The sequence below is a fragment of the Pseudonocardia oceanicola genome, from assembly GCF_047200735.1.
Taxonomy (GTDB): domain Bacteria; phylum Actinomycetota; class Actinomycetes; order Mycobacteriales; family Pseudonocardiaceae; genus Pseudonocardia.
In genome coordinates, this window is sequence record NZ_JBJZON010000011.1 from 1 (window position 1) to 22,732 (window position 22,732).

22 protein-coding genes, 1 tRNA gene and 1 pseudogene are annotated in these 22,732 nt (G+C 75.2%); 10 read left to right on the top strand and 14 right to left on the bottom strand.

Translation table 11 applies throughout. From position 1 onward, the window contains the following. Positions 1–143 precede the first annotated feature (143 nt). The 3 genes from ACL02T_RS17030 to ACL02T_RS17040 form a co-directional block, all read right to left on the bottom strand. Complete coding sequence (locus ACL02T_RS17030; RefSeq protein WP_412831706.1) at positions 144–923, bottom strand: SigB/SigF/SigG family RNA polymerase sigma factor; 780 nt, start codon at positions 921–923, stop codon at positions 144–146. Further along, positions 920–1,357 carry an ATP-binding protein gene (locus tag ACL02T_RS17035; RefSeq protein ID WP_412831707.1) on the bottom strand — a complete coding sequence of 146 codons (438 nt, stop codon included), beginning with the start codon at positions 1,355–1,357 and terminating at the stop codon, positions 920–922. The genes ACL02T_RS17030 and ACL02T_RS17035 overlap by 4 nt, the downstream gene beginning before the upstream one ends. 72 nt (positions 1,358–1,429) lie before the next feature. Next, positions 1,430–1,777, bottom strand: coding sequence for an STAS domain-containing protein (locus tag ACL02T_RS17040; protein ID WP_412831708.1), 348 nt, complete (start codon positions 1,775–1,777; stop codon positions 1,430–1,432). Positions 1,778–2,003: 226 nt separating this feature from the next. Here ACL02T_RS17040 and ACL02T_RS17045 point away from each other — a divergent pair, with 226 nt between their 5' ends. Together ACL02T_RS17045 and ACL02T_RS17050 are read left to right on the top strand one after the other, a co-directional pair. Next, positions 2,004–4,247: a SpoIIE family protein phosphatase gene (locus tag ACL02T_RS17045; protein WP_412831709.1), complete on the top strand. Its 2,244-nt coding sequence runs from the start codon at positions 2,004–2,006 to the stop codon at positions 4,245–4,247. Positions 4,248–4,474: 227 nt separating this feature from the next. Next, entirely contained in the window at positions 4,475–5,161 is a 687-nt protein-coding gene (locus ACL02T_RS17050; RefSeq protein WP_412831710.1) for a hypothetical protein, read from the top strand. A gap of 140 nt (positions 5,162–5,301) precedes the next feature. Here the strand turns inward: ACL02T_RS17050 and ACL02T_RS17055 are convergent, their stop codons facing one another. The 5 genes from ACL02T_RS17055 to ACL02T_RS17075 form a co-directional block, all read right to left on the bottom strand. After that, positions 5,302–5,610 carry a WhiB family transcriptional regulator gene (locus ACL02T_RS17055; protein ID WP_412831711.1) on the bottom strand — a complete coding sequence of 103 codons (309 nt, stop codon included), beginning with the start codon at positions 5,608–5,610 and terminating at the stop codon, positions 5,302–5,304. Positions 5,611–5,885: 275 nt separating this feature from the next. After that, complete coding sequence (locus ACL02T_RS17060; RefSeq protein ID WP_412831712.1) at positions 5,886–6,281, bottom strand: STAS domain-containing protein; 396 nt, start codon at positions 6,279–6,281, stop codon at positions 5,886–5,888. Between the two features lie 52 nt (positions 6,282–6,333). After that, positions 6,334–8,136 (bottom strand): selenocysteine-specific translation elongation factor, encoded by a 1,803-nt coding sequence (selB, locus tag ACL02T_RS17065; protein WP_412831713.1) that lies wholly within the window; start codon positions 8,134–8,136, stop codon positions 6,334–6,336. 1 nt (position 8,137) lies between these two features. Continuing rightward, a complete protein-coding gene (gene selA, locus ACL02T_RS17070; RefSeq protein ID WP_412831714.1) occupies positions 8,138–9,574 on the bottom strand; it encodes an L-seryl-tRNA(Sec) selenium transferase in 1,437 nt (478 codons plus the stop codon). Positions 9,575–9,595: 21 nt separating this feature from the next. Continuing rightward, the gene (locus ACL02T_RS17075) at positions 9,596–10,921 is read right to left on the bottom strand and encodes a hypothetical protein (RefSeq protein WP_412831715.1); all 1,326 of its coding nucleotides are present in this window, start codon (positions 10,919–10,921) and stop codon (positions 9,596–9,598) included. Positions 10,922–11,025: 104 nt separating this feature from the next. Between ACL02T_RS17075 and selD the strand changes: the two genes are divergently transcribed. After that, positions 11,026–12,069 (top strand): selenide, water dikinase SelD, encoded by a 1,044-nt coding sequence (gene selD / locus ACL02T_RS17080; protein WP_412831716.1) that lies wholly within the window; start codon positions 11,026–11,028, stop codon positions 12,067–12,069. Positions 12,070–12,095: 26 nt separating this feature from the next. On the opposite strand, the gene ACL02T_RS17085 is transcribed toward selD, so the two are convergent. Both ACL02T_RS17085 and ACL02T_RS17090 read right to left on the bottom strand, forming a co-directional pair. After that, positions 12,096–12,191: transfer RNA gene (locus ACL02T_RS17085), tRNA-Sec, on the bottom strand. Between the two features lie 10 nt (positions 12,192–12,201). After that, entirely contained in the window at positions 12,202–12,591 is a 390-nt protein-coding gene (locus ACL02T_RS17090; RefSeq protein WP_233308355.1) for an STAS domain-containing protein, read from the bottom strand. Between the two features lie 210 nt (positions 12,592–12,801). On the opposite strand from ACL02T_RS17090, the gene ACL02T_RS17095 reads away from it, so the two are divergent. Next, complete coding sequence (locus ACL02T_RS17095; RefSeq protein WP_412831717.1) at positions 12,802–13,092, top strand: DUF2795 domain-containing protein; 291 nt, start codon at positions 12,802–12,804, stop codon at positions 13,090–13,092. Positions 13,093–13,179: 87 nt separating this feature from the next. Next, entirely contained in the window at positions 13,180–13,866 is a 687-nt protein-coding gene (locus ACL02T_RS17100) for an alpha/beta fold hydrolase (RefSeq protein ID WP_412831718.1), read from the top strand. A 1,057-nt stretch (positions 13,867–14,923) separates the two neighbouring features. Here ACL02T_RS17100 and ACL02T_RS17105 read toward each other — a convergent pair. Continuing rightward, complete coding sequence (locus ACL02T_RS17105) at positions 14,924–15,748, bottom strand: hypothetical protein (protein ID WP_412831719.1); 825 nt, start codon at positions 15,746–15,748, stop codon at positions 14,924–14,926. 169 nt (positions 15,749–15,917) lie between these two features. Beyond that, complete coding sequence (locus ACL02T_RS17110) at positions 15,918–16,307, bottom strand: hypothetical protein (protein ID WP_412831720.1); 390 nt, start codon at positions 16,305–16,307, stop codon at positions 15,918–15,920. Between the two features lie 237 nt (positions 16,308–16,544). Between ACL02T_RS17110 and ACL02T_RS17115 the strand changes: the two genes are divergently transcribed. After that, positions 16,545–17,396 (top strand): class I SAM-dependent methyltransferase, encoded by an 852-nt coding sequence (locus tag ACL02T_RS17115; protein WP_412831721.1) that lies wholly within the window; start codon positions 16,545–16,547, stop codon positions 17,394–17,396. 383 nt (positions 17,397–17,779) lie between these two features. Here ACL02T_RS17115 and ACL02T_RS17120 read toward each other — a convergent pair whose 3' ends face one another. Then, positions 17,780–18,406: a GDSL-type esterase/lipase family protein gene (locus ACL02T_RS17120; protein WP_412831722.1), complete on the bottom strand. Its 627-nt coding sequence runs from the start codon at positions 18,404–18,406 to the stop codon at positions 17,780–17,782. Positions 18,407–18,485: 79 nt separating this feature from the next. Between ACL02T_RS17120 and ACL02T_RS35170 the strand changes: the two are divergent. Continuing rightward, positions 18,486–18,660, top strand: a pseudogene (locus ACL02T_RS35170) (transposase); the annotation flags it as partial. Positions 18,661–18,693: 33 nt separating this feature from the next. Here ACL02T_RS35170 and ACL02T_RS17125 read toward each other — a convergent pair. Beyond that, entirely contained in the window at positions 18,694–18,864 is a 171-nt protein-coding gene (locus ACL02T_RS17125; protein WP_412831723.1) for a hypothetical protein, read from the bottom strand. 663 nt (positions 18,865–19,527) lie between these two features. Between ACL02T_RS17125 and ACL02T_RS17130 the strand changes: the two genes are divergently transcribed. The 3 genes from ACL02T_RS17130 to ACL02T_RS17140 all read left to right on the top strand — a co-directional run bounded on the left by ACL02T_RS17130 (position 19,528) and on the right by ACL02T_RS17140 (position 22,720). Continuing rightward, on the top strand, positions 19,528–20,082 hold the full coding sequence (locus ACL02T_RS17130) for an alternative oxidase (RefSeq protein WP_412831724.1): 555 nt from the start codon (positions 19,528–19,530) through the stop codon (positions 20,080–20,082). A 158-nt stretch (positions 20,083–20,240) separates the two neighbouring features. Further along, the gene (locus ACL02T_RS17135) at positions 20,241–21,017 is read left to right on the top strand and encodes an ABC transporter ATP-binding protein (RefSeq protein WP_412831725.1); all 777 of its coding nucleotides are present in this window, start codon (positions 20,241–20,243) and stop codon (positions 21,015–21,017) included. Then, positions 21,014–22,720 (top strand): sensor histidine kinase, encoded by a 1,707-nt coding sequence (locus ACL02T_RS17140; protein ID WP_412831726.1) that lies wholly within the window; start codon positions 21,014–21,016, stop codon positions 22,718–22,720. The genes ACL02T_RS17135 and ACL02T_RS17140 overlap by 4 nt, the downstream gene beginning before the upstream one ends. Positions 22,721–22,732 lie beyond the last annotated feature (12 nt).

Below are 22,732 nucleotides of genomic sequence, written 5' to 3' on the forward strand. Positions count from 1 at the left end.
CACGCTCCTGCCCGACGACCGACCGCCGTGTTCCGACGGCGCGGCCATCCTCGCCGACGGGTCGGGCCGCTGTCTCGCGACCCCCATGGTCTGTTGCGCGGCCCACACCGGCTGACGGGCCGTGCGACCCGCGCGCAGGGTGATCAGCCGGTGCGGGTGTCCGGGTCGAGCCGGGACCGCAGCCGGTCGAGGGTCTGGGCCAGCAGCCGCGAGACGTGCATCTGGGAGATGCCGACCTGTTCGGCGATCTGGGTCTGGGTCATGTTGCCGAAGAACCGGAGCATGACGATGGTGCGTTCGCGCTCGGCCAGCTCGCCGAGCACGGGCCGCAGGGCCTGGCGGTGGTCGACCCGGTCGAGCTCCGCGTCGGCCGCGCCGACCAGCTCGCCGACCGTGGCGCTGCCCTGCTCGGAGGAGAGCATCTCGTCGAGCGACGAGCTGCGGTAGGCCTCGGAGGCCTCCAGGCCCTCGAGCACCTCGGCGACCGGCACGCCGAGCAGCTCGGCGATCTCCGACGGCCGGGGGGCCCGGCCGAGCCGCTGCGACAGCTCGGACACCGCGCCGTTGATGGACACGTGCATGTCCTTGAGCCGCCGCGGCACCCGCATCGACCAGCCCTGGTCGCGGAAGTGCCGGCGGACCTCGCCGCTGATGGTGGGCACGGCGAAGGAGAAGAAGTCCGTGCCCTTCTCCGGGGAGTAGCGGTCGACCGCGTTGATGAGCCCGACGGTCGCGACCTGCACCAGGTCGTCGAGCGGTTCGCCGCGGTGGGCGAAGCGGCGCGCGATGTGCTGCGCGATCGGCAGGAAGCCGGTCACCAGACGATCACGGAGCTTCTCGCGACCCGGGTCGTCCTTCTCGAGCCCGGCGTACTCGACCAGGAGCGGGGTCAGGTGGCCGTACTCGGAGTCGGCCGCACTCACCGGGAGGCTGCGTCGGCGCGCTTGTGCAGGCGGATCCCCACGGTCCCGCTGCCGTTCGCCTCGAGCTCCACCTCGTCGGCCAGGGTCTGCAGGACCCGCCAGCCGAAGGTGTCCGTGGACACCGGGCTGGCCGCGTCACCGGTGTCCACCTCGGCGTGGACGCGGATGAGTTCCTCGCGCACGTCGAAGGTGCACCGGAGCGACGACCCCGGCACGGCGACGTCGACCAGGGTCGCGCACGCTTCGTCGACGGCCATCCGCAGGTCCGAGATGGCGTCCAGGTCGAAGTCCGCGCGGGCGGCGAGGTCCGAGGCGACGGCACGGACCGTCGGGATCAGCGAGGCCGAGGCGCTGGTGCGCACCTCCACCACCGATCCCGGCGTCTCCGCCGTCCCCGGGCCGTCTCCGGCGCCCACGGGAGCCACTTCGGACACGCGAGGTCTTCCCTTCGTCACGGACCCGTTCGGGCCCTCGATCCCCATCGTGCTACCCGGGGTGCGGTCTAATCAATCCGCCCGCCGGGGGCGACCGGCCGGGCGTTCGCCGTCCACCCGGGCGAGGAGCTCGTCCAGGCCCGGGAGCAGCGTGAACAACTGGTCCGAGCCGGTGACCTCGAGCGGCCGGGTGACCGCCCGGGAGCCCCCCAGCAGGTGCAGGGCGCGGCCCTGTGCCTCCGCCCGGTGCGCGGCCCGGATGAGCACCGCCAGCCCGCTCGACGCCAGGAACCCGACGCCGGCGAGGTCGACCGCGGCCACCGCGTGCACCGGCTCGGCCTCGAGCAGCCCGCCGAGCGCCTCAGCCAGGGCCGGGGCCGTCAGGGTGTCCACCTCGCCGTCGACCACCAGCACGTGCACGCCGGGGACGGGACGGGTGAGATGGGTGCCGAGTCCACCCGGACGGGACGGACCACGAGACGCGGGGGACGACACGGCACTCACCTCCGACGTCGACGCGCCCGCGCGGGTCGCGGGCGAGCGGGGGCGCGAGTCGGCTGCGATCTCAACCGATCCCGGCGAACCCTACCCATCGGGCGGATGCCACCGGGGCGCGGGTGGGGCGGACGGCCATTACGCTCGGTGCGTGAAGACGACCGACCCGCGCGGGCTGGCCGAGGACCTGGCCCAGGAGGTGGCCCAGGGGGTCGCCGAGCCCGGCGTGCCCGACGGGCCCGGCGAGCTGCCCCAGGTCCTCTACGACGCGCCCGCGGCCGTTCTCGTGATCGACCTGGAGGAGCGCAAGGTCGTCTACGCGAACGCCGCGGCCGTGGAGCTCACCGGCAACCGCGTGTCGCTGCCGGTCGACATCGACGACTGGGGCGACGCCGCGGGCCTGACCGACCTCGGCGGGAAGCGGATGAGCGAGACCAGCTCGCCGCTGTCGCTCGTGGCGCGGGGCATCCCCGTGGCGGGCGAGCCGGTCGCGGTGCACGACGCCGCCCGCCGTGGCTCGACGGCGACCGAGGAGCAGCGCGAGGCGGCCGAGGGCCGGCTGCTGTGGGTGACGGGGTTCGGTCTCGGCCCCGGCGGAAGGGGCGAGGCCGGGAAGCGGGTGCCGGTCCCCGAGGAGCTCGAGTCGCGGGCGCTCGTGGTGTTCCTGCAGCTCTCGGGCAGCGAGCACGGCGACCGCCGCCGGCTCGAGGTGCTGCGCGACCGGGCGGTCGTCGCCACCGACATGTCGTTCACCATCACCGACCCGCGACGCGCCGACGACCCACTTATCTGGGTCAACCCGTCGTTCACCCGGCTCACCGGGTACGAGGTGGAGGAGGCGGTCGGTCGCAACTGCAGGTTCCTGCAGGGCCGCAACACGGATCCGGCGTCGATCGAGCGGATGCGCGCGGCGCTGCGCGCGCAGGAGCCGATCACCGAGGTGCTGCTGAACTACCGCAAGGACGGCACGGCCTTCTGGAACCAGGTGTCGATCTCGCCGGTGGTCGACGGCGCGGGTGACCTCGTCAACTTCGTCGGCGTGCAGAACGACGTCACCGAGCGGGTGCTCGTGGAGCAGGAGCGTCGCGCGGCCCTCGCCGACGCCGAGGAGGCCCGCAGCCAGCTGCGCCTGCTCGCCGAGGCGACCACGCAGATGACCGAGGCGCTCGGTGTCGACGACGCGTGCCAGGGCCTGGCCCGCCTGGTGGTCTCGCAGCTCGCGGACGTCTGCGCGGTGGACCTGCTGGACCGCCCTGCCTCCGGCGCGCCCCGCCGTGTCGCCGTCGCCGCCCGGGACCGCGCCGACGAGGACCGGATCGTGCGCATGGCCGCCGCCCACGACCACCGGCCCGGCAGCGACAGCTCCACGGGTCGGGTGCTGGCCACCGGCGAGCCGGTGCTGCTGTCGGACCTCCCCGAGCGCGGCGCCGACCGCTACGGGGACGACACGACGGCGGCCACGCTCTACGACGGGCTGCGTCTGCGGTCGGCGATCGTCGTGCCGCTGCGCGCCCGCGGCAAGGTCCTCGGCACCCTCACCCTGGCGACCCAGCACCCGTACGGCCGCCGCTACAGCCAGAAGGACCTCCACCTGGCCACCGACCTCGCCGGGCGGGCCGGTCTCACCGTCGACAACGCACGGCTCTACGAACGCGAGCACGCGGCCGCGGCGACCCTGCAGCACAGCCTGCTGCCGGCCGTACCCGAGGTGGGTCGCCTGCAGATCGCGGCGCGGTACCGGGTGGGCACGGACGGCAACCAGGTCGGTGGCGACTGGTACGACGTGCTGCCGCTGCCCGACGGCTCGGTCGGCATCGCGGTGGGCGACGTCGTCGGCCACGACCTGTCGGCCGCGGCGGCGATGGGGCAGCTGCGTGGTGTGCTGCGCTCCTACGCGTGGGACGGCGGCCGCCCCGGTTCCGTGCTCGACCGTTGCGACCAGCTCGTGCAGGGCCTGGAGATGGCGTCGATGGCCACCGCGGTCTACGCCCGGCTCGAACCGCCACGCTCCTCGGGCGACCGGCTGCTGCGCTACGCGAACGCGGGGCACCCGGCGCCGCTGCTGCTCACCCGCGAGGGCGAGCTGCGCCGGCTGGACGAGCACCTCTCGCCGATGATCGGCGTCGTTCCCACGCTCGGCCGGGCGGGGCAGGAGGGGCGCACCGAGGCCACGCTGACCGTGCCGGCCGGCGCGCTGCTGCTGCTCTACACGGACGGCCTGACCGACATCGCGGGGGAGGACGCCGACGAGCGGGCCGAGCTGCTCGAGCGCACCCTGCGGGAGGTTCCCGCCGGCTCACCGGCCGAGGACGTGGTCGACCGGGTCCTGGCGGCCTGCGAGCCGGACCACCTCCGGGACGACATCGCGGTCCTCGCGGTCCGACTCGAGGGCTGAGCCGGTCGTCGGTCCTCGCCCGCTCGTCCCGCGGCGACGACCGCTGCGCTCGTTCGAGTGAACCGACCGGCCCCCCGGCCCGCCCGCTCACGGACCCGTGGTGCCCGTTCGGCGTGCGGGGCCGTCTTCGGGGACGTGGGCAGGAAACGATGCCGTTGACACCGGTCGACGAGGCCGGAGCGAGACGACCGGCAATGGGGCCGGCCGAGCAGGGGGGCGATTGTCGGATGGTGGCGGTGCCGGGGATCGAGGGCATCGGCACGCCGGCGCAGCGGCGCGGCGGGCCCGTCCGCCTCGAGCCGGCGCGGCGGCGGCTGGTCGCGGTGGCGGTGAGCCCGATGGAGCTGCTGCGGCCGGAGTCCGACCTCGCCCGCGTGGTCGCCGACGCCGGCCGGGTGGACCTGCTCCTCGCGCGCGACGACGCGCCCGCCGCGCCGTCGCCCGCCCGGGGCGAGACCGCCGGCGGCCCGTCGGTCTCCCTCGGCCGCGGCGACGTCCGGTTCGACGAGGTCGGTCCGTGGGGCGCCGGCGTCGTCGGGCTCGACGCGTGGGACGAGGACGACCCCGGCGCCGAGGACGACTTCGGCGCCGAGGACGACTTCGGCGCCGAGGACGAGGACGACGCGCACGGGTTCTCCGCCGCGGTGGAGGCACTCGGCCTGCCGGACGTGCACGTCCACCGGCTCGGGTTGCCCGACCGGATCGGTCCCGGCGCGGAGGACGACCTGGTCGCCGCCCTCTCCGAGCTCGTCGGCTTCGACCCCGAGCCCGGGGTGTACTGCGTCGCCCCGCTGCCCTCGCCGGCCGATCCCGAGCGGACGACGGTCGTGGCCGCCGTCCAGCGGGTGGTCCGGGTGTACGCACTGCCGCTGCTGCGCTACCGCTGTCTCGAGCTCAGCGTCGTCGACGGGTGAGCCCGCCGGTCGATCGGACGACCGTGCGACACGACGGAGGGGCGGTCCCGGACCCGGGACCGCCCCTCCGTCGTGTGTGTCGTGCCGTGTCGGTCCTCCCGCGCCCCCGACGCCGCGGGAGCAGGACCGGCCCGTGGGCGTCAGCTCGCGGAGGCGAGCTTGCGCTTCTGCTGGTCGCGGCGCTCCAGCAGCACCCGGCGCTCCGACTCGCCGAGCCCGCCCCAGACCCCGAACGGCTCGCGCGTCTCCAGCGCGAACTCGCGGCACAGGTCCATCACCGGGCACCGCTGGCACACCGCCTTGGCCTGTGCGGTCCGGCGGGCGCGGGAGGGGTTGCGCTCGCCGTCCGGATGGAAGAACACCGCGCTGTCCATGCCGCGGCACGCGCCCAGGCGCTGCCACTGCCACGCGTGGTCCATGGGCCCAGGGAGGCGGGACACGTCGCTCACTCGGCTCACCTTCGCTTCCGTCGGAGGGGCCCGACCACGTGCCGGGCGATCTGCCGCGGCGTTCCCCAACCCTTTCCCGGTCAAACGCCGGATCGGCCGCAACACAGCGGAGGAGGCGAGGCGACACCCACACGGGAACGAACCGGTAGGCCGGGACGAACGGGGCCGGACGCGAGTCCGTGCAGCTCAGAGCAGTCGGAGAGGATCGCGCGGTCGACGGCGCGGCGCACCTCGGGGCACCATATGTGGCCCTCGTCACACGTGTTCCGGTGAGCTCAGGTGTCCTGCAGGGCCTGCTCGACCGTGTCGTGGATGTCGAACATCGGCACCAGACCCGCGATCGAGAGCGGGCGCAGCACCCGCCGGCCGGTGCACGCGAGCCGCAGTTCCACCCCGGCCTGGTGTGCGGCCTCACGGACCTCGATCAGCACGGCGAGCCCGCTGGTGCCGAGGAACGTGACGCCGTCGAGTGCCAGCACCACGCGCTGGGCGCCATCCGACAGCTGGGTGAGCACGACGGAGCGCAGTTGCGGGGAGGTCAACATGTCGACCTCGCCGCCGACCTCGACGACGACCTGCCCCTCGCCCGCGGGCCGGGTGGAGACGGTGATCTGGTCGTCCGACTCGCCGCGGCGGACCGCGGCGCCGGAGGCGTCGTGCGTGTGCTGCATTGGCGGAACGGTAAGGGGTGCCCGACCTCGCTGCCACTCGGAGCGGAACCGCTCAGCGCAGCTGGTGATGGCGGTCGTCCGGCCGTCGCGTGCGGCCCGTCCGGCCCAGCAGCTCGAGCAGCGGGACGGCGACGCGGCGGCTGGTCCCGAGCGCCTGGCGGGCCTCGCTGAGCGTGAAGACCGGCCCGATGGTCCGCAGGACCTCGACCGCGCGGTCCGGGCCGTCCGGGAGCAGGACGACGCCGCGGGCCAGCTCCACCAGCTCGCCCGCCCGCACCAGCGCGGCGAGCTCCTTGGTGCCGAGGCCGAGCTCGGCGAGCCGGTCGGCGTCGGGGGCCGCGAACGGGGCGCCCGCGAGGTCCCGGCGCAGTGTCGCGAGCGCCTCGCGGACCGGCGCCGGCAGTGCGTGCGCCCGGTCGAGCCGGACCCGGCCGTCACGCAGCACGAGCGGGACCTCGTCCTGGTCCGCGGTGGCCAGCACGGGGGGCAGCAGCGCGGCGTCGGGCAGGCCGGCGGCGCGCCGGGCGGCCTCGGTCGTGAGCCCGGGATCGAGCGGCTCCGCCGCGTCGTGGGCGCGGACCGCCTCGGCGAGGGCGGCCACGGCCACGCCCGCCCGTCCGAGGTCGACCAGCCACCCGTGTGCCGACGGGACGCGCAGCGCCGCCACCTGCTCGGGCGGGACGCCCATCGCGACCAGGTCCGCCGCCCGGGCGACACCACGCCGGGCCAGCTCGCGGGCGGCGGTGCCGAATCCCGGCGCGGCGAGTGCGTCGGCCCGCCGCCCGGCCGCCCCTCGCCGGACCAACGCCGGCGGCCGGACGTCGAGGACGACGGCGCCGGCGAGGACCGCGCGCCGGCCCGGGTCGCGCAGGACGGCGCGGTCGCCGATGCGCAGCGGCAAGGCGTGCTCCAGGCGCAGACGCGCGTGGCGGGGCCCCAGCGGGCGCACCCGGACGCCGGTCGCGGCGGCCCCGGCGTGCAGCATCAGCTGCCTCGGCAGCTCGACGGGGGCGTCCGGCTCCGCCCGGCTCCCCGGCGCCCGCAGCCGGACGTCGATCTCGGTCGCGGTCAGCCAGGCGCCCGGGGTGAGCAGGGCGTCGCCGCGCCCGACCGCCTCCTTCGGCAGACCGCGCAGGTTCACCGCGACCCGCGCGACGCCGGTGACCTCCGCGCGCGGTTCCCCGAGGCTCTCCAGACCCCGGACGCCGACCCGGCGGCCGCCGAGCTCCAGCTCGTCGCCGAGCCGGATCGTGCCGGCCCCGAGGGTCCCGGTCACGACCGTCCCGGCACCACGGATGGTGAAGGCGCGATCCACCCACAGGCGGACGTCCGCCGCCGGATCGGGCTCCGGCAGGCCGCCGACCAGCTCCTCGAGCGCGGTGCGCAGCGCGGGGAGGCCCTCGCCGCGCGGCGCGCACACCGGGACGACGGGCAGCTCGCCGAGCGACGAGCGGGCCAGCGCCTCCCGTGCGTCCTCCTGCGCCGGTTCCGGGTCGAGCAGATCGCACCGGGTGATCACGAGCAGGCCCCGGTCGACGCCGAGCGCGTCGAGGGCGTCGAGGTGCTCCGCGGACTGGGGCATCCAGCCCTCGTCGGCGGCGACCACGATCATCGCCGCGGGTACCGGGCCGGCCCCGGCCAGCATCGTCGTCACGAAACGTTCGTGGCCGGGCACGTCGACGAAGGCCAGGTCGGTCCCGGAAGCCAGCCGGGTCCAGGCGAACCCGAGGTCGATCGTCAGGCCCCGGCGGCGCTCCTCGGCGAGCCGGTCGGGCTCCATCCCGGTCAGGGCCCGGACCAGGGTGGACTTGCCGTGGTCGACGTGCCCCGCCGTCGCGATCACGCGGGCGGGCACGTCAGCTCCCCGCCGTGCGGGTGGCGGTGCCGGTCGTGGCGGTACCGGTCGCGGGAGCGCCGGCCGGGTCGGTGTCGCCCGGAGCGGCGCCGGACCTCGCGGCCGTCCGGACCGCGGCGGCGAGGGCGGCGTCGTCGGCCGGGTCCAGGGCGCGCAGGTCCAGCAGGCAGCGCCCGGCCACCAGGCGGCCCAGGACGGCCGGGTCGCCCCCGCGCAGGATCGCGGCGAACCGCTCCGGCAGGGCCACGGCCGCGCTGGGCAGCGTGAGGCCCGGGGCGCCCCCGCCGCCGACCGTCGCGACCGAGTCGACGGCCTCGACGACCCCGGGGCCGAGGGCTGCCGCCAGCTCGGCGGCCAGCCGGCGGGCGCGGTGGCGCAGCTCGTCGACCGCGGCGTCCAGGGCGGCGCGGACCGGGGTGACGGGACCGCGCAGCGTGGCCTCCAACGCGGCCAGCGTGAGCTTGTCGACGCGCATCGCGCGGGCGAGCGGGAAGCGCCGCACCCTCTCCACGAGCGCCGCACCCTCGCCGGCGCCGCCCAGCACCAGGCCCGCCTGCGGACCGCCGAGGAGCTTGTCGCCGGAGGCGGTGACCAGGGTGGCGCCGCGGGCGAGCATGCCGGCGGCGTCGGGCTCCTCGGGCAGCAGTGGGTGCGGGGTGAGCAGACCGGAGCCGATGTCGGCGACGACCGGGACGCCCAGACCCGCCAGCTCCTCCGGGCCGACCGCGCTGGTGAAGCCGCTGACCGTGAAGTTCGACGGGTGCACCTTGAGCACGAACCCGGTGTCGGGGCCGATCGCGCGTTCGTAGTCCGCGAGGTGGGTGCGGTTGGTGGTGCCGACCTCGCGCAGCCGCGCCCCGGTCGACTCGAGCAGGTCCGGGATGCGGAAGCCGTCGCCGATCTCGACGAGCTCGCCGCGCGACACGACGATCTCCCTGCCGGTGGCGAGCGTTGCGGCGACCAGGGCCAGCGCGGCGGCGCCGTTGTTCGCGACGTGCGCGGCGGCGGCTCCCGGGACGGCCTCGAGCAGGGCGTCGATCACCCCGGCGCCGCGGCGGCCGCGGGTGCCGGTGCCGAGGTCGAGCTCGACGTCGCAGGTGCCGGCCGCCACCGCGAGGGCCGCGCGGGCCGCGGCGGAGAGCGGGGCCCGGCCGAGGTTGGTGTGCAGCAGCACGCCGGTCGCGTTGAGCACCGGACGCAGCCGGGTCGCCGTGCGGGGGAGGGCGGCGAGCGCGGCCTCGGCCACCTCGGCCGGCGGGATCTCGCCGGCGCGTGCGCGCTGCTGCGCGTCGACGACCGCGCGCTTCACCAGCGCGCGGCCGAGCCGGTGCACCGCCTCCGCCAGGCGCGGGTCGGCGAGCACCGCATCCGTGCGCGGCACCGCGCGACGTGGGTCGGGCGGGGGGGCGGTCGTGCCGCGGACCGGGGCGTCCGTCATGGGGAGAGCATGCCGTGCCTGTCAGCCGGGGCGCAGCGCGTGCCGGTTCTCCGTGGTCCGCCCGCGGCGCGGTTCCGGGACCCGCACGTCGGCGGGGTCGGCGTGCCGGTCCTGCGCGGCCGCGAACAGGTCCGCGGTGCCGGGGGTGGGGGTCCACACCGCGGTCTCCTGCTCGGCGGTCTCCTGCTCGGCGGTCTCGGGCTCGGGTGTCTCGGGCTCGACGGCGTCCGACTCGGCGGTCTCCTGCTCGTCGGCGTCCGGCTCGGCCGTGTCCTGCACGGTGGCGTCGTCCTGCTCGGTGGCGTCGTCCTGCTCGGTGGCGTCGTCCTGCTCGGTGGCCTCGCCGCGCTCGGTGGCGGGGTGGGGCTCGGCGTCGTCCGCGCGGATGCCGGGACCGGCGGTGATCGGGTCCCCGTTCTCGGCCGTGGTCCGGGAAGCGTCGTCGGATCCGGTCGCGACGGCGCCACCGGTCGTGTCGTCCGGGGAGGTCTCGGTCCCGACCGCGTCGACGTCCGGGGAGGTCTCGGTCCCGACGGCGTCGACGTCGCCCTCGGCCTCCGGCGCGGAGCCCGTTCCGTCCGCCCCGGCGACCGGGCCCTCGCCCTTGACCGGGATCTCGCCCTCGACCGGGATCTCGCCCTCGAGCATGGTGACGACCTCGTTCCCGGGCGCGGCGGCGGCCCCGCCGTCCTCGGGGGCGCCTCCGGCCCCGGCGACGGCGTCGCCGCCGGCCACCTCGACGGTCTCGTCCGCCGGTTCCGCGGCCCCCGCGGCGAGGGCGTCGTCGAGCCCACGCAGCTCGGCGCCCAGCGCGGCGTGCACGCGGGCCAGTTCGCTCCGCACGGCGGCCCGCAGCCCCGCGAGCTCCTCGCCCTGCCGGACGTGCTCGGTCACCTGCACCGCGAGGGCGGCGCGTTCCCGGGCCACCGCCGCCCGCTCGGCCTCTGCCTCCACGCGGGCCTGCCCCGCGGCGGCGTGCGCGCGCTCCATCAGCTCGGCGGCCTCCCGGGTGGCGGCCGCCCGGATCTCGGCGGCCTCGCGGGTGGCGGCGGCCCGGATGTCGGCGGCCTCGCGCTCGGCGAGCCGCAGGACCTTCTCCGCCCGGAAGCCGAAGCTCTGCGGCACGGCCGGCAGGCCCTCGGCGGGGGTACCGGCCCGCAGCGTCCGCAGCTCCTCGGCGAGACCCGCGGCGTGCTGCTCGGCCATGCGGCGCGCGTTCTCGGCTGCCTGGGCGCGCCGCTCCAGCTCGCGGACCAGCGCATCGACCTGGTCGCGCGCGTAGCCGCGCCGCACCACCTCGAAGGCGCCGGACCGGCTGACCGGGTCACGCTCCGGAACGGAAGTCACGCCTCCAGAGTGTGACCACCGGATCGGGTGGTCTCCCTCCGGGGTCGGTCGGGCTCGGTCAGCGGGAGCCCGCCTGCGGCGGACGGACGGGATACGGTCGGGCAATGACGCGGGGAACGACGCAGCCGGCGCCCAGGCTCACCCAGTTCAGCCACGGGGCGGGGTGCGGGTGCAAGATCGGTCCGGGGCGGCTCGCCGAGGTCCTCGCCGGGGTCACCCCGCCCAGCCATCCCGACCTGCTCGTCGGCACCGAAACGGGTGACGACGCCGCGGTGTGGCGGCTCGACGCCGATCGCGCGCTCGTCGCGACGACGGACTTCTTCACGCCGGTCGTCGACGACCCGCGGACGTGGGGGCGCATCGCCGCGACCAACGCCGTGTCCGACGTCTACGCGATGGGCGGGCGCCCGCTCTTCGCGCTGAACATCGTGGCCTGGCCCTCGGAGACGCTGCCGCCGGAGATGCTCGGCGAGGTGCTGGAGGGGGGCGCCGACGTGGGCCGCGAGTGCGGCTTCGCCGTGGTCGGCGGGCACTCGATCGACGACCCGGAGCCCAAGTACGGGCTGGCCGTGGTCGGCGAGCTGCACCCGGACCGGATCCTCACCAACACCGGCCTGCGCCCGGGCGACGCGCTCGTGCTCACCAAGCCCCTCGGCGTCGGCATCGCGACGACGGCGGTCAAGGCGGGCACCGCGGGTGAGGACCTGCTGGACCGGGCGGTGGCCTCGATGTGCACGCCCAACGCCGCCGCCTCGGCCGCCGCGGTGGCCGCCGGGGCCGCGGGGTGCACGGACGTCACCGGGTTCGGCCTGCTGGGGCACCTGCGCAAGATGGCGGCCGCCTCCGGGGTGGACGCCGAGGTCGTCGCCCGGGACGTGCCGCTGCTGCCGGGGGTGCGCGAGCTGGCCGAGGCCGGCACGGTGCCCGGCGGCACGCGGCGCAACCGGGACTGGGCGGCCGAGGTGCTCGACCTCGGGCCGGGCGTCACCGAGACGGACGTCCTGCTGCTCGCCGACGCCCAGACCTCGGGCGGGCTGCTGTTCGGCGCCGCCCCGGACCGCGCGGCGGCCGCCGTGGCGGAACTGCCCGGCGCCGCCGTCATCGGGCGGGTGCGGGGAGGGACCGGGCGGATCCGCGTCAGCCGGTGAGGCCGGCACGCGGCGCCGGTGACGGATGGCGGAGGCGGACGGGAATCGAACCCGCCTGACCGAGGTACTCGGCCACGTCGGTGTTGAAGACCGCGGGGGCCACCAGGCGCCCAGACGCCTCCCTGGTGCGGGTCAGCCGGTGGGACGCAGCGCGTCGGACACGCCGTCGGCCACGTCGAACAGCGCGAGCAGGCCGGTGGCCTCGAGCGCCCGGGTGACGATGCGCGACCCGCACACCAGCCGCAGCGTGTGCCCGCGCCGCTCCACCGCGTCCTTCGCCGCGACGAGCACGGCCAGCCCGGCGGACCCCAGGAAGGTGACCCCGGACAGGTCCAGGACGACGAGCGGGGCCTCGGGGAGCCGGGCGTCGAGCTCGGTGCGCAGCAGGGGCGCCGTCAACGTGTCGATCTCGCCTCGGACATGCGCCACCAGCGACGCACCGTCCCCCTCGCCGGCCCGTTCGAAGCGGACGACGTCCTCGATCTCGACGCCACCCTCGTCGGCGGGGGTCTCACTGCTCATTAGGCACCGTGCTCCTCGACTTCCGCGGACGCGTGCTGCGGACTGTCGCCTCAACCGCCCGCCAACCCTACGGGGGCGCGCCGCGCGCGCACAACAAACGCCCCCTCCGGCGGGTCGCAGGATGTCGAGGTTTGCGAAAGTGTGATCCAGGGCACTCTGCGCCGACGCGTCCCGAATGTCCCCTCCGGAACGCGTCGACCAGGAGGAACCGTGTACCGACGGACATCGCGCGCCGATCTGGCGCGGCTCGGCCACGTACTGGCCGGCCTGTCCTACCCGGCCGCGAAGTGGCAGATCATCGCGCACGCCGACCACTACGGGGCGGACTCGGTCAGTGCGGCCCAGCTGTGGTCGCTGCCGGTCGGGACCTACCCCGATCTGACGGCGATCGGAGTGGCGCTGGGCCTGCTCCCGCCCGCCCGGCCGGGCTACCGTGTGCAGCCGGGCGTGCAGGCCGCGGCGGCCGACCAGGCCCGCGCGCGCGACGACGCGGACGCCTGACACCGCGGCCGCCGGCACTCGGGCCGGGCCGGGCCGGGCCGCCGTTCGGCGGTTGCCGGTTCATGTGACGTGGACCACTCTCGGTCCATGGCGACATATGTGCTCGTCCACGGCGGTTTCGTCGGCGGCTGGTACTGGGACGAGGTGCGGCCCCGGTTGGAGAAGGCCGGCCACACGGTCGACGTCGTCCCGCAGCTGCCGAGCTCCGGGCCCGACCCCTCGGCGCTCGGTGACCTCGTGGCGGACGCCGAGGTGGTTCGCCGGCACGTGGGGTCGGCGGAGGAGCCCGTGGTGCTCGTCGGGCATTCCTACGGCGGCATGGTGATCACCGAACTCGCCGATCACCCCGACGTCGCGCACAGCGTGTACGTCGCCGCCTTCTGGCCGGCCCGGGGCGCGTCGGTGTTCGACATGCTGAGCACGATGCCACCGCTGACCTGGGCCGCGCCCCAGGACGACGGCACCATGCGGGTGACGGACGACCTTGCGGAAGCGCACCGGGCGCTCTGCGCCGACGTGCCGTGGGACCGGGCCGAGCCCCTCCTGCGCCGGGCACGGCCGCAGTCGCTCGCCAGTGCGGTCGCACCCAGCTCGGCACCGGACCGGACGCACCCGGTGACCTACGTGATCTGCGAGGACGACGCCACCTTCCCCGTCACCGCCCAGGAGGCGATGGCCGCGGCCGCCGACCACGTCGAGCGGCTGCCGTCGTCGCACGCGCCGATGTTCTCGATGCCCGACCGGCTGGTGGAGGTGCTCGACCGGGTCCGCTGACCGGACGGCACACCGGGGCGGGGCGGACGTACGGAGGGTGGTGCTGGCCTCCCCGCGGCCACGGGTGGGCGCCGCGCAGGATCCACGGGTCAGCACGGTCGTCCGGCCGGGCGCGGGCCGACAGGGTTGCCCCGACCGCCCGGACTCCCCGCCCGGGCCGACCCGGAGGACCCGCATGCGCCCCGTCCCGCCCCCCGCCGGCCTCGAGCGCGGAATCCCCGTGCAGGTCGGGAACGTGCCCGCGCCCCGCCGCCCCGTGCACGCGCAGGCCGTGGCCACGGCTCCGCCCAGCCCGGCGCGCCCCGGCCCGGCCAGCCCGGCGCCCGGGCACCAGCCCGCCCGGCCGCCCGGTGCCCGGCACGTCCACCCGCCCCGCAACCACCAAGCTCCGCTGTCCCTCGAGCGGGACCTGGGTTGCGCTCAGCTCGGCCAGCAACGGCACGACCTGGTCGAGGGTCCACTCCTGGGCCGCGAGAGGCTCGCCCGGATGGATCTCCTCGAGCAGCACGGCCCGGCAGCCTCCTCGGCCCGCAGCACCCTCACCACATGGCGCCGATCGGCCCACAGCCGCAGCGCGCACACCTCGGCGTCAACAAGGCTCGAGTCCGGGCTGAGCTTGAGCACCACCCGCGACCGACCGGCCCACGTTGTCGCGCACCGCACGATCACCGAGGTCCCGCCTGCTGTCGGGGCAGAGCGCGAGGTGAGCTGCCACTGCCGGGCCACCCGGTCGAGCAGCTGCGGCAGCCCGTCGAGCCAAGACCGCACCCCGCCACCGACGCGGGCGACCAGCCGGTCCCGCGCGTCGTCGGTCAACTGGGTCCTGTCGCGCCGTCCGGGTTCGACGCACGACGACACGCCCCGACCGTAGTGGTTGATCACCTACTCCTGCGCGGTGAGCACGGTCGCCGTCCTGTCTCAATGAACGGGGCCCGCGGGTGGCCGGCTGACCTGGGAGGAGCCAACTTGGGTGAGACGCGTTGACGAGCCCCGTCGCAGTGAACCTGGCCTCCGTGGGAAGCCGGTGGGGAGGGCCGCGGCGGCTCTGAGGCCGGAGTCAGCCGGTTCGGGGCACTCCGTCGCGCCGCGTGCTGATTGCGGTAGGGATGTCTCCGGGGTGGTCGACGATGGCGGTGAGGACGCTTGTGGTCGCCGCGGTGGTGCCGACGGGAAGACGCGCAGTGTCGCTGGTGATGATGTCGCGCTCACCGGCGAAGTGTCCGGTGTCGGGGTCGATGAGCAGGTCGCGGTCCCGGTGGGCGCAATGCCAGCGCAAGGCCAGACGAGGATGGCCGTCCACATCGGTTGTCGCGTCGATCAACTCCACGTCATCGAGTTGAACAAGTGCTTGGTAGATCGCTGCGCGGAGGTCCGCCGGGACCCGGCCATGTCGCAACGCGTCAGTGGCGTAGGTGAACGGGCCGGAGAACGGGGTGCTGGGGCTGTCGTGCTGCAGCCGGCGTAGCAGCAGCTCAGGATCGCGGGGCAGGTCGGCCAGGAACCGGTGATCGGGCTGCTGCCAGCTTCCGCAGCTCGGCTCGACCGTGCTGCCGGGGTGGCGGACCAGGTGGTCAAACTCTGCGGTCCGGGGTCGGCTGGGCTGGTCGAGGTCGACCCCGTCGGCGCGGGCCTGATCCTCGGTGCCGAGCACCCAGACCCGGCGCCCAGAGGCGCGCTGGGCGGAGAACCAGTCACCGGCCGGATCGGCCGGGAACCAGCAGTCCCTGCGGTGTTCGGCCAGGCTGGCGTAGCGCGTCTCCGGGACACCTTCGCGCCCACTGAGGAAGCTGTGGAACCCCATCCACCAGGCGTGCGTGGAGACAAGCCGGTACTGACCATCGCCGAGGGGCTCGTCGGCCGCTCGAATCACTTTGTCGTTCAAGCTGCCCCTTGACGAGAGTCCACTGCTAGTAGGGGAGCAGCGTTGCAGATGGACAGTCGCGGCCGTCGTCGAGGCTGAAGACTGCGGCCTCAGCCCTGATCGCGTCTGCGTCCAGGTCGGTCGCGGTCTCGAAGATGTCTTGCTCGCTTGGATGTTCGTGGCGAGCGGGCTACTTCGCAGGCTCGGCGCAGACAGCCCAGTGTTCATGCTCGCGCGACCGCCGCCACCGCGTCGCAGGCCCGGACGCGGCAAGGCGATCGGCGAGCCAGATGGTGGCGTCGGGATCCCACCCCGCGAGGACCGTGGCGCCGTCGGCGCCGTCGCCGGCACTGCCATCGGCCTCGTCGAGCGGCAGGGCCCGGCCTGCGGTCGCGAGATACGCGGCCACAGTGAGGTGCACGCCGTCGTAGTCTCCGGCCATCGCCGGCCAGTCCGGGATGAACCAGCGTCCGACCCGGCCGGTGGTGCGGTACCAGTCGTGGCGGCGTGACCGCGACACCTCCAGCGGGTAACGACCCACCAGCCTCACCCACGCCGCCGGCCCGTCGATCTCGTACACCCGCGCGCCCGGTGCGGGTCGCAGCGGTGACACCACGGCTTCGGTCCAGCCGCCGAAGTCCTCGCTCAGTGCCAGCTGTGTCGCGCCCAGTCCCGTACGGGCACGCGAGGTCGTCACGGTCTCCCACGCCGGGGTGGACCACCACTGGCCGCTGTAGGGCGAGGACGGCTTGATCGGGCTCCACCCGTTCGGGGAGGTCCCCGGGTGACGTCGGCTGTGGTCTGAGAGCGTGGGTTGGTGAGCCCCGAGGCGTCGGCCGATCCGTCCAACCTGTCGCAGCTGGCGAACTGGGACGGGGCGGGTGGTGGCTTCTGGACGGGCAACGCTGATCGCTTCGACGAGGGCGTCGCGGGCTACCGCGCTCGGTTCCTGGCCGCGGCCGAGATCAACGAGACCTCTCACGTGCTCGACGTTGGCTGCGGCAGCGGGCAGGCCACTCGCGATGCGGCCCGGGCAGCTTCAGCAGGAACCGCGCTGGGGGTGGACCTGTCCTCGGCCAGGGTGGCACTCGCTCGCCGGCGGGCCGGGCTCGAGGGGCTGACGAACGTGTCGTTCGAGCAAGCTGACGCCCAGGTCTATCCCTTCCCGCAGCAGGGCTTCGAGATCGCCATCAGCCGACATGGCGCGATGTTCTTCGGCGACCCGATCGCGGCGTTCGCCAACATCGGTCGAGCACTGCGACCGGGGGGACGGCTTGTCCTGCTGACCTGGCAGCCCTTCGAGCAGCAGGAATGGCTGCGCAGCTTGTTCACCTTGCTCGCTGCGGGGCAGCCGGTGCCCGCCCCGCCGGCTGATGCGCCGAGTCCGTTCGCGCTGAGCGACCCCGAGAGAATCCGGAGCCTTCTGACCTCCGCGGGTTTCGCTGACGTGGCGTTGGAGGGGTTGGCTGAGCCGATGTTCTTCGGCTCGGACGTCGAGGACGCGTTGCGCTTCATCACCGGCCAGCACGCAGGGTTGCTGGACAAGCTCAGCCCGGTCGAGCGGGAGCAGGCCGTTGGTGAACTGCGGGCCGACCTCACCCGCCATCTCCTCGGGCGGGGAGTGTTCTACGAGTCGGCGGCCTGGCTCGTGCATGCCCGCTGGCCCTGATCCGACCGCGACAGTGCTCACTCAGCTCGCCGAGTTCGGGCGTGGGCGAGCCGGCAGGAGGTCGTACAGGTCGTTCCCGGCGAAGGTCAGGCGGTCGATGATCGCGACGCAGAGTCGGGGGTCGGTGAAGGTGCGGGCCCAGCCGGAGGGCGAACAATTCGAACACCAGTCACGGGTCGGCGTCGTCCTCGACCAGGATCACCATCGCCGGGATGGGGCCGACGTTCTGGGCAATCCACGGACGCCGCCGGGAGAACCGCGCGGTGCGCTGCCGGAGCGACCTGTCATGGATGAGGCGCCGCCTCCGGCGGCGCGGGCCGGCACGCCGGCCCCGCTCGGCTCGCTCGCCCTGCCTCCGCCCCGCTCACAGCCGGCGACACCGGCTACCCGGCCCCCACATCGTCAGGGGGGCCGATCCAGGCACGCCACGCCGGCAGCGCAATCGCAGCGAGCCGCCCATAGCCAGCAGCCCCCGGATGCGCACCGTCCCCGTCGCGGACTTCGGCCATCCACCGGCGGTCCTCGAGTAGCTCGTGCACGACCTCGACGAAAGGTGTCCCAGAGGCCGCGCAGACCTCCCGGAACTGCCCGCTCAAGGTCACGACGCGCCGATTCACCTCGGCATCAGCGATGGGCGGCGGGCCGATGACCATCACCGCGAGGCCAACCCGGCTGGCACCGACGAGCAGGTGGTGCAGGTTGGCGACGCTCCGCTCGGGTGTGACCCGCAACCTCCCGTTCACCACCGTGCTGTCGTTGACCCCGAAGGACACCATCAGCCGCTCGTCAGTGCCGGGCATCCGGCGGGCGGCCACCTCGCGCTCCCAACGATCGAGGACATCGCCACTGGTGTCCCGCCGGACGCCCAGGTTGTACGCCGTCGTTGGCACACCACGCTGCCAGGCATCGGAGGCCAGGCGCCCGAACCAGCCTCGACACTCAGAATCTCCGACGCCGGCGACGAACGAATCGCCGACGGCTACGACACGAAGATCCCGCGAGCTGCTCACCTTCCGAGCGTTCCACAGGAGCACAAACCCGACGGGCTCTGCCCGCACCCGACATCGCTCGGCGACCCTCCCCGCCCGCGCGTTCGTCGTTGACGACAGCGGCTTCCCCGAGGACGGCGTCGACTGACCCTGGGTAGCCCGTGTGCACTCCGGGTCGCTGGGTAGGTCGGGAACGTCAGATCGGGGTGAGCGTGCACGCGGTCACCGACTGGGCCTCCGCCGTGATCGACTGGCGGCTGTTCCTGCCGCGCTCGTTGAGGATGCGGGGCCGCGGCGCGTCGGTCACATCACTGGCAGAGCTCGAACTTCGTCCCGGGTGCCGGAGGGGCGAAGCCGGCGGTGCCGGTGGTGCCGTCGTTCTGCCACGTGAAGCGGGCCAAGAACGGCTCGACGAGGCTCGTGGTGCCCTGCAGGTAGTTCCCGGTCGTGACCGGCGAGCTCGGGTCGCCGGGCCTCATCGGCTGCGACTGGCGTCCGACGCCGGTGGGGGTGCCTGCACCGTCCACCGCTCGGCGCCGATCTTTGCGTTCTTGATGCCGCAGTGCACGAACAGCTCGTACGGGCGGGACTCCCCCACCTTCCAGCCCGGCTGCGCGGCGACGTCCGGCAGGCCACCGTCCCCGGTCGCCGGCGTGGAGTTCCCGCCAGGCTGCGGGCCTGCCCGTTCGTGCCGCGCTCCACCGGCCCTCGCACGGGCGGCGGCGGGTCCTTGATCACGCGGCCCGCGGCGGGGCCATCGGCCGGGCTGGCCGGTGTGGTGGCTGCGGCGGCCACGACGGCGGGGGGTTCCGTCGCGGTCGGGGTCGCTGCCGGGATCGCGCTGGTGTCGACGTTCAGGCTGGTGGAGCTGGAGGTGGGTTCTACCCCACCACCGCAGCCCGCCAGGAGCGCACTGGAGATCGCGAGCACCAGAACGGCGCCGAGACCTCCGTACGCGACAGGTCGGCCGGGATGGGAGACCAGCCGTCCACCGCCCCGCTCCCGTCGTCGCGCCCGGCCGTCCGCTCACCGCCGCCGCCACCCCGCGCCTGGGCCGCCGGGCCCTGCGTCGTGAGCAGCTCGCCACCCTGGCCGCACCGCGGCGCCGCTACTCGCTCCTGGCCCGGCTGCTCTTCGTCACCATGGACCTGCTCTACGGGCGCCGGCGCACGCTCGAGAAGTTCCAGGTGCTCGAGATCGTCGCCCGGATCCCCTACCAGATCTGGGAGAACGCGGCCTACCGTCTGCTCACCCGCCGGCACCGGGACAGCGCCCTCGCCCGCCGCATCCACGAGCGGATCGAGGAGAACCGGGAGCAGCAGGACAACGAGCAGTGGCACCTGCTGATCGTCGGCGAGCTCGTCCGCGCGTCCGGGCGGCGGCCGGGCCGGCTGCGCTTCCGGGTGCTGCCGCTGCTGCTCGCGCTGTCGTACTACCACGTGGCCTGGCTGATGTTCGTGCTCGCGCCGCGCTGGAGCTACCGCCTCAACGCCGACTTCGAGGACCACGCCGAGCACGAGTACGCCGAGTTCGTCGCCGAGCACCCGGAGCTGGAGGCGGTGCCGCACCGCTCGGCGTTCGCCGACCGCTACGGCGCCCACGGGACCGTCGCCGACCTGCTGCGCCAGATCGGGCACGACGAGCGGATGCACAAGCAGGAGTCGGAGCGCTACCTGCGGGAGGGCCACCTGGGGTGACGCGCTGCGGGACCGACCCGGGCCGGGCGTAACGCCCGGCCCGTGCCCGGCGAGGACAGGCCGAGGGTGGTGCCGGTACCACCCTGCTCCGGCGTGCCAGCCGGGCTCCTTGCCGCGGACCCTCCCGGCCTGGACCCGGCCCTCCCTAGGGTGAGCAGGTGACACAGCAGATCGAGTCCGGTGGAGTCGGTGCCCACGGCGGCACGGCGCCCGGTCCCGCCCTGGTCGTCCGCGGTCTGCGCAAGACCTACGAGGCCGGCACCGCGCCCGTCCGTGCGCTGCGCGGCGTCGACCTCACCGTGCGCGCCGGCGAGTTCGTGGCGCTCATGGGTCCTTCGGGCTGCGGCAAGTCCACGCTCCTGCACCTGCTCGCCGGCCTCGACCGCCCGGACGAGGGCACGATCGCCCTCGACGGGACGCGTATCGAGGAGCTGGGCGCCCAGCGGCTCGCCCGGCTGCGCCGGTACGGCGTCGGCCTGGTCTTCCAGTTCTTCCACCTCATCGAGCACATGTCGGCGCTGGAGAACGTCTCCCTCGCCGCCCTCGTCGCCGGCGCGAAGCCTGCCGAGGCGACGGCCCGCGCACGCGACCTGCTCGACCAGCTCGGCCTGCTCGACAAGGCCCGGGAGCTGCCGGCCGCGCTCTCCGGCGGCCAGCGCCAGCGCGTCGCGATCGCCCGCGCGCTGGCCAACCGCCCCGCGCTCCTGTTGGCCGACGAGCCCACCGGCGCCCTGGACTCGGACGGCGCCGCCGAGGTCCTCGACCTCTTCCAGCGCCTGCACACCCAGGGCCAGACCATCCTCATGGTCACCCACAGCCGCGAGGTCGCGGAGGGCGCCCAGCGGCTGGTCCGCATGCGGGACGGCCGGATCCTGGCCGACGGCGAGCCGTCCGGCCCCGTCGAGGCGCCCGCCGGGCTGCGGGTGCCCCGGTGAGCGACCGCACCCCCCTGCCGGCCGGGGCCGGGTTCCGCAGCCACCGGCGCGCCGGCGTCGGCACGGGGCGGCGGGCGCGCAGCTCGCTGCTGCTGTCCGGGGTCATCGGCGCGGCCGGGGTGCTCGCGCCCGGCGTCGTCGTCGGGCTGCTGGGCGGTGGCCCGGCCTGGTGGGTCACCGGGCTGATCGCCGCCGTGGTGCTCGCGGCCGGTGTCGCGTCGATGTTCAGTGCCGGCGCCCGGCGCGCCAGCACCGCCGTGCTGATCGGTGCCTCGGAGTTCGGCGGGCTGTCCGTGGCGGTCTGCGCCGGCCTGCTGGTGATGCTGCTGGTCTTCGGGCGCATGCCGCTGGGGGCCGAGCGCGCGCTGCTGAACCCCGCGCTGGTCGGGATGCTCGTCGTGGCGACCGTGGCCGGCCCGCTCGGCCGCCGCGCCGCCCGTGCCACCCGCGCGGCGCTGCAGGGTGTCCGCCGCTCGCCGGACGAGCTGCTCGCCGACTTCGCCGAGCGGGCCGGCCGCGGCACCCCCGTCGACGACCTGCTCCGCCAGCTCGCCGAGACCATGCGGCAGGACTGGCGGCTGTCCCGGGTGCAGATCTGGGCCGACCGGGGCGAGGCGGGGGACTCCCTCGCGCGCAGCCTCGTCGTCCCGCTCCCGGTGGAGCCGGGCCCCGAGCCGCCCCCGCTCGACGCCGACGAGCTCGCCACCCTGCAGCGCGCCGGCGTCGCCGGGCCGGGCTGGCTGGAGCTGTGGCTGCCGCACCTGATCGAGGAGGACGGGCCCGCGCGCCGCGGGCAGCTCCGGCTCGCCCCCGCGGTGCACGGCGGCGAGGTGCTGGCGCTGGTGGTCGTCGAGCGGGACGCCGACGCGGACACCTTCGGCGAGGCGGACGAGCGGGCGCTCGCCGAGGTCGCCCGGCGGCTGGCGATCGTGCTGCGCAACCGGGCGCTCGACGAGGCCCTCCGGACCACTCTCGCCGACCTGCGCCGCACCAACGCCGACCTGCAGGCCTCCCGTACCCGCCTGGTCGCGGCGGCCGACGCCGAACGTCGGCGCATCGAGCGGGACCTGCACGACGGTGCGCAGCAGCACCTGGTCGCGCTCGCCGTCGGGTTGCGACTGGTCCGCGACACCCTCGCCTCGCCCGACGATCCGAACGCCGAGCTGCTCGACGAGCTCGACCGCGGCGTCCGCGACTCCATCCAGGCGCTGCGGGACCTCGCGCACGGCATCTACCCGCCGCTGCTGCGCGACGCCGGCCTGGGCGACGCGCTGCGGGCGGCGGCCAAGCGGAGTCCGCTCACCGTCGAGGTCCACGCCGCCGGCGTGGGCCGGATGCCGGAGCAGGCCGAGGCCGCGGTCTACTTCTGCTGCCTCGAGGCGCTGCAGAACGCGGGCAAGCACGCCCCCGGCGCCCACGTCACGATCACCCTGCGGGCGGAGCCGGGCGCCGACGGCGACGAGCTGACCGTGGTCGTCGCGGACGACGGACCCGGCTTCGACCTGACCCGGGTCGCCGGCGGGGGCGGGCTGCAGAACATGGCGGACCGGCTCGGCGCCATCGGCGGGACCGTCGAGCTCGTGTCGGCCCCGGGCGAGGGCACGATCGTCACCGGGCGCATCCCGGTCCCGGCCGGGGGAGCGGTGGGGGCGTCCCCACGGACGCCGCCCGTCGCCTCGCGCCCGGCGCCCGTGGCGGGCTGAGCGGTGCCGGCG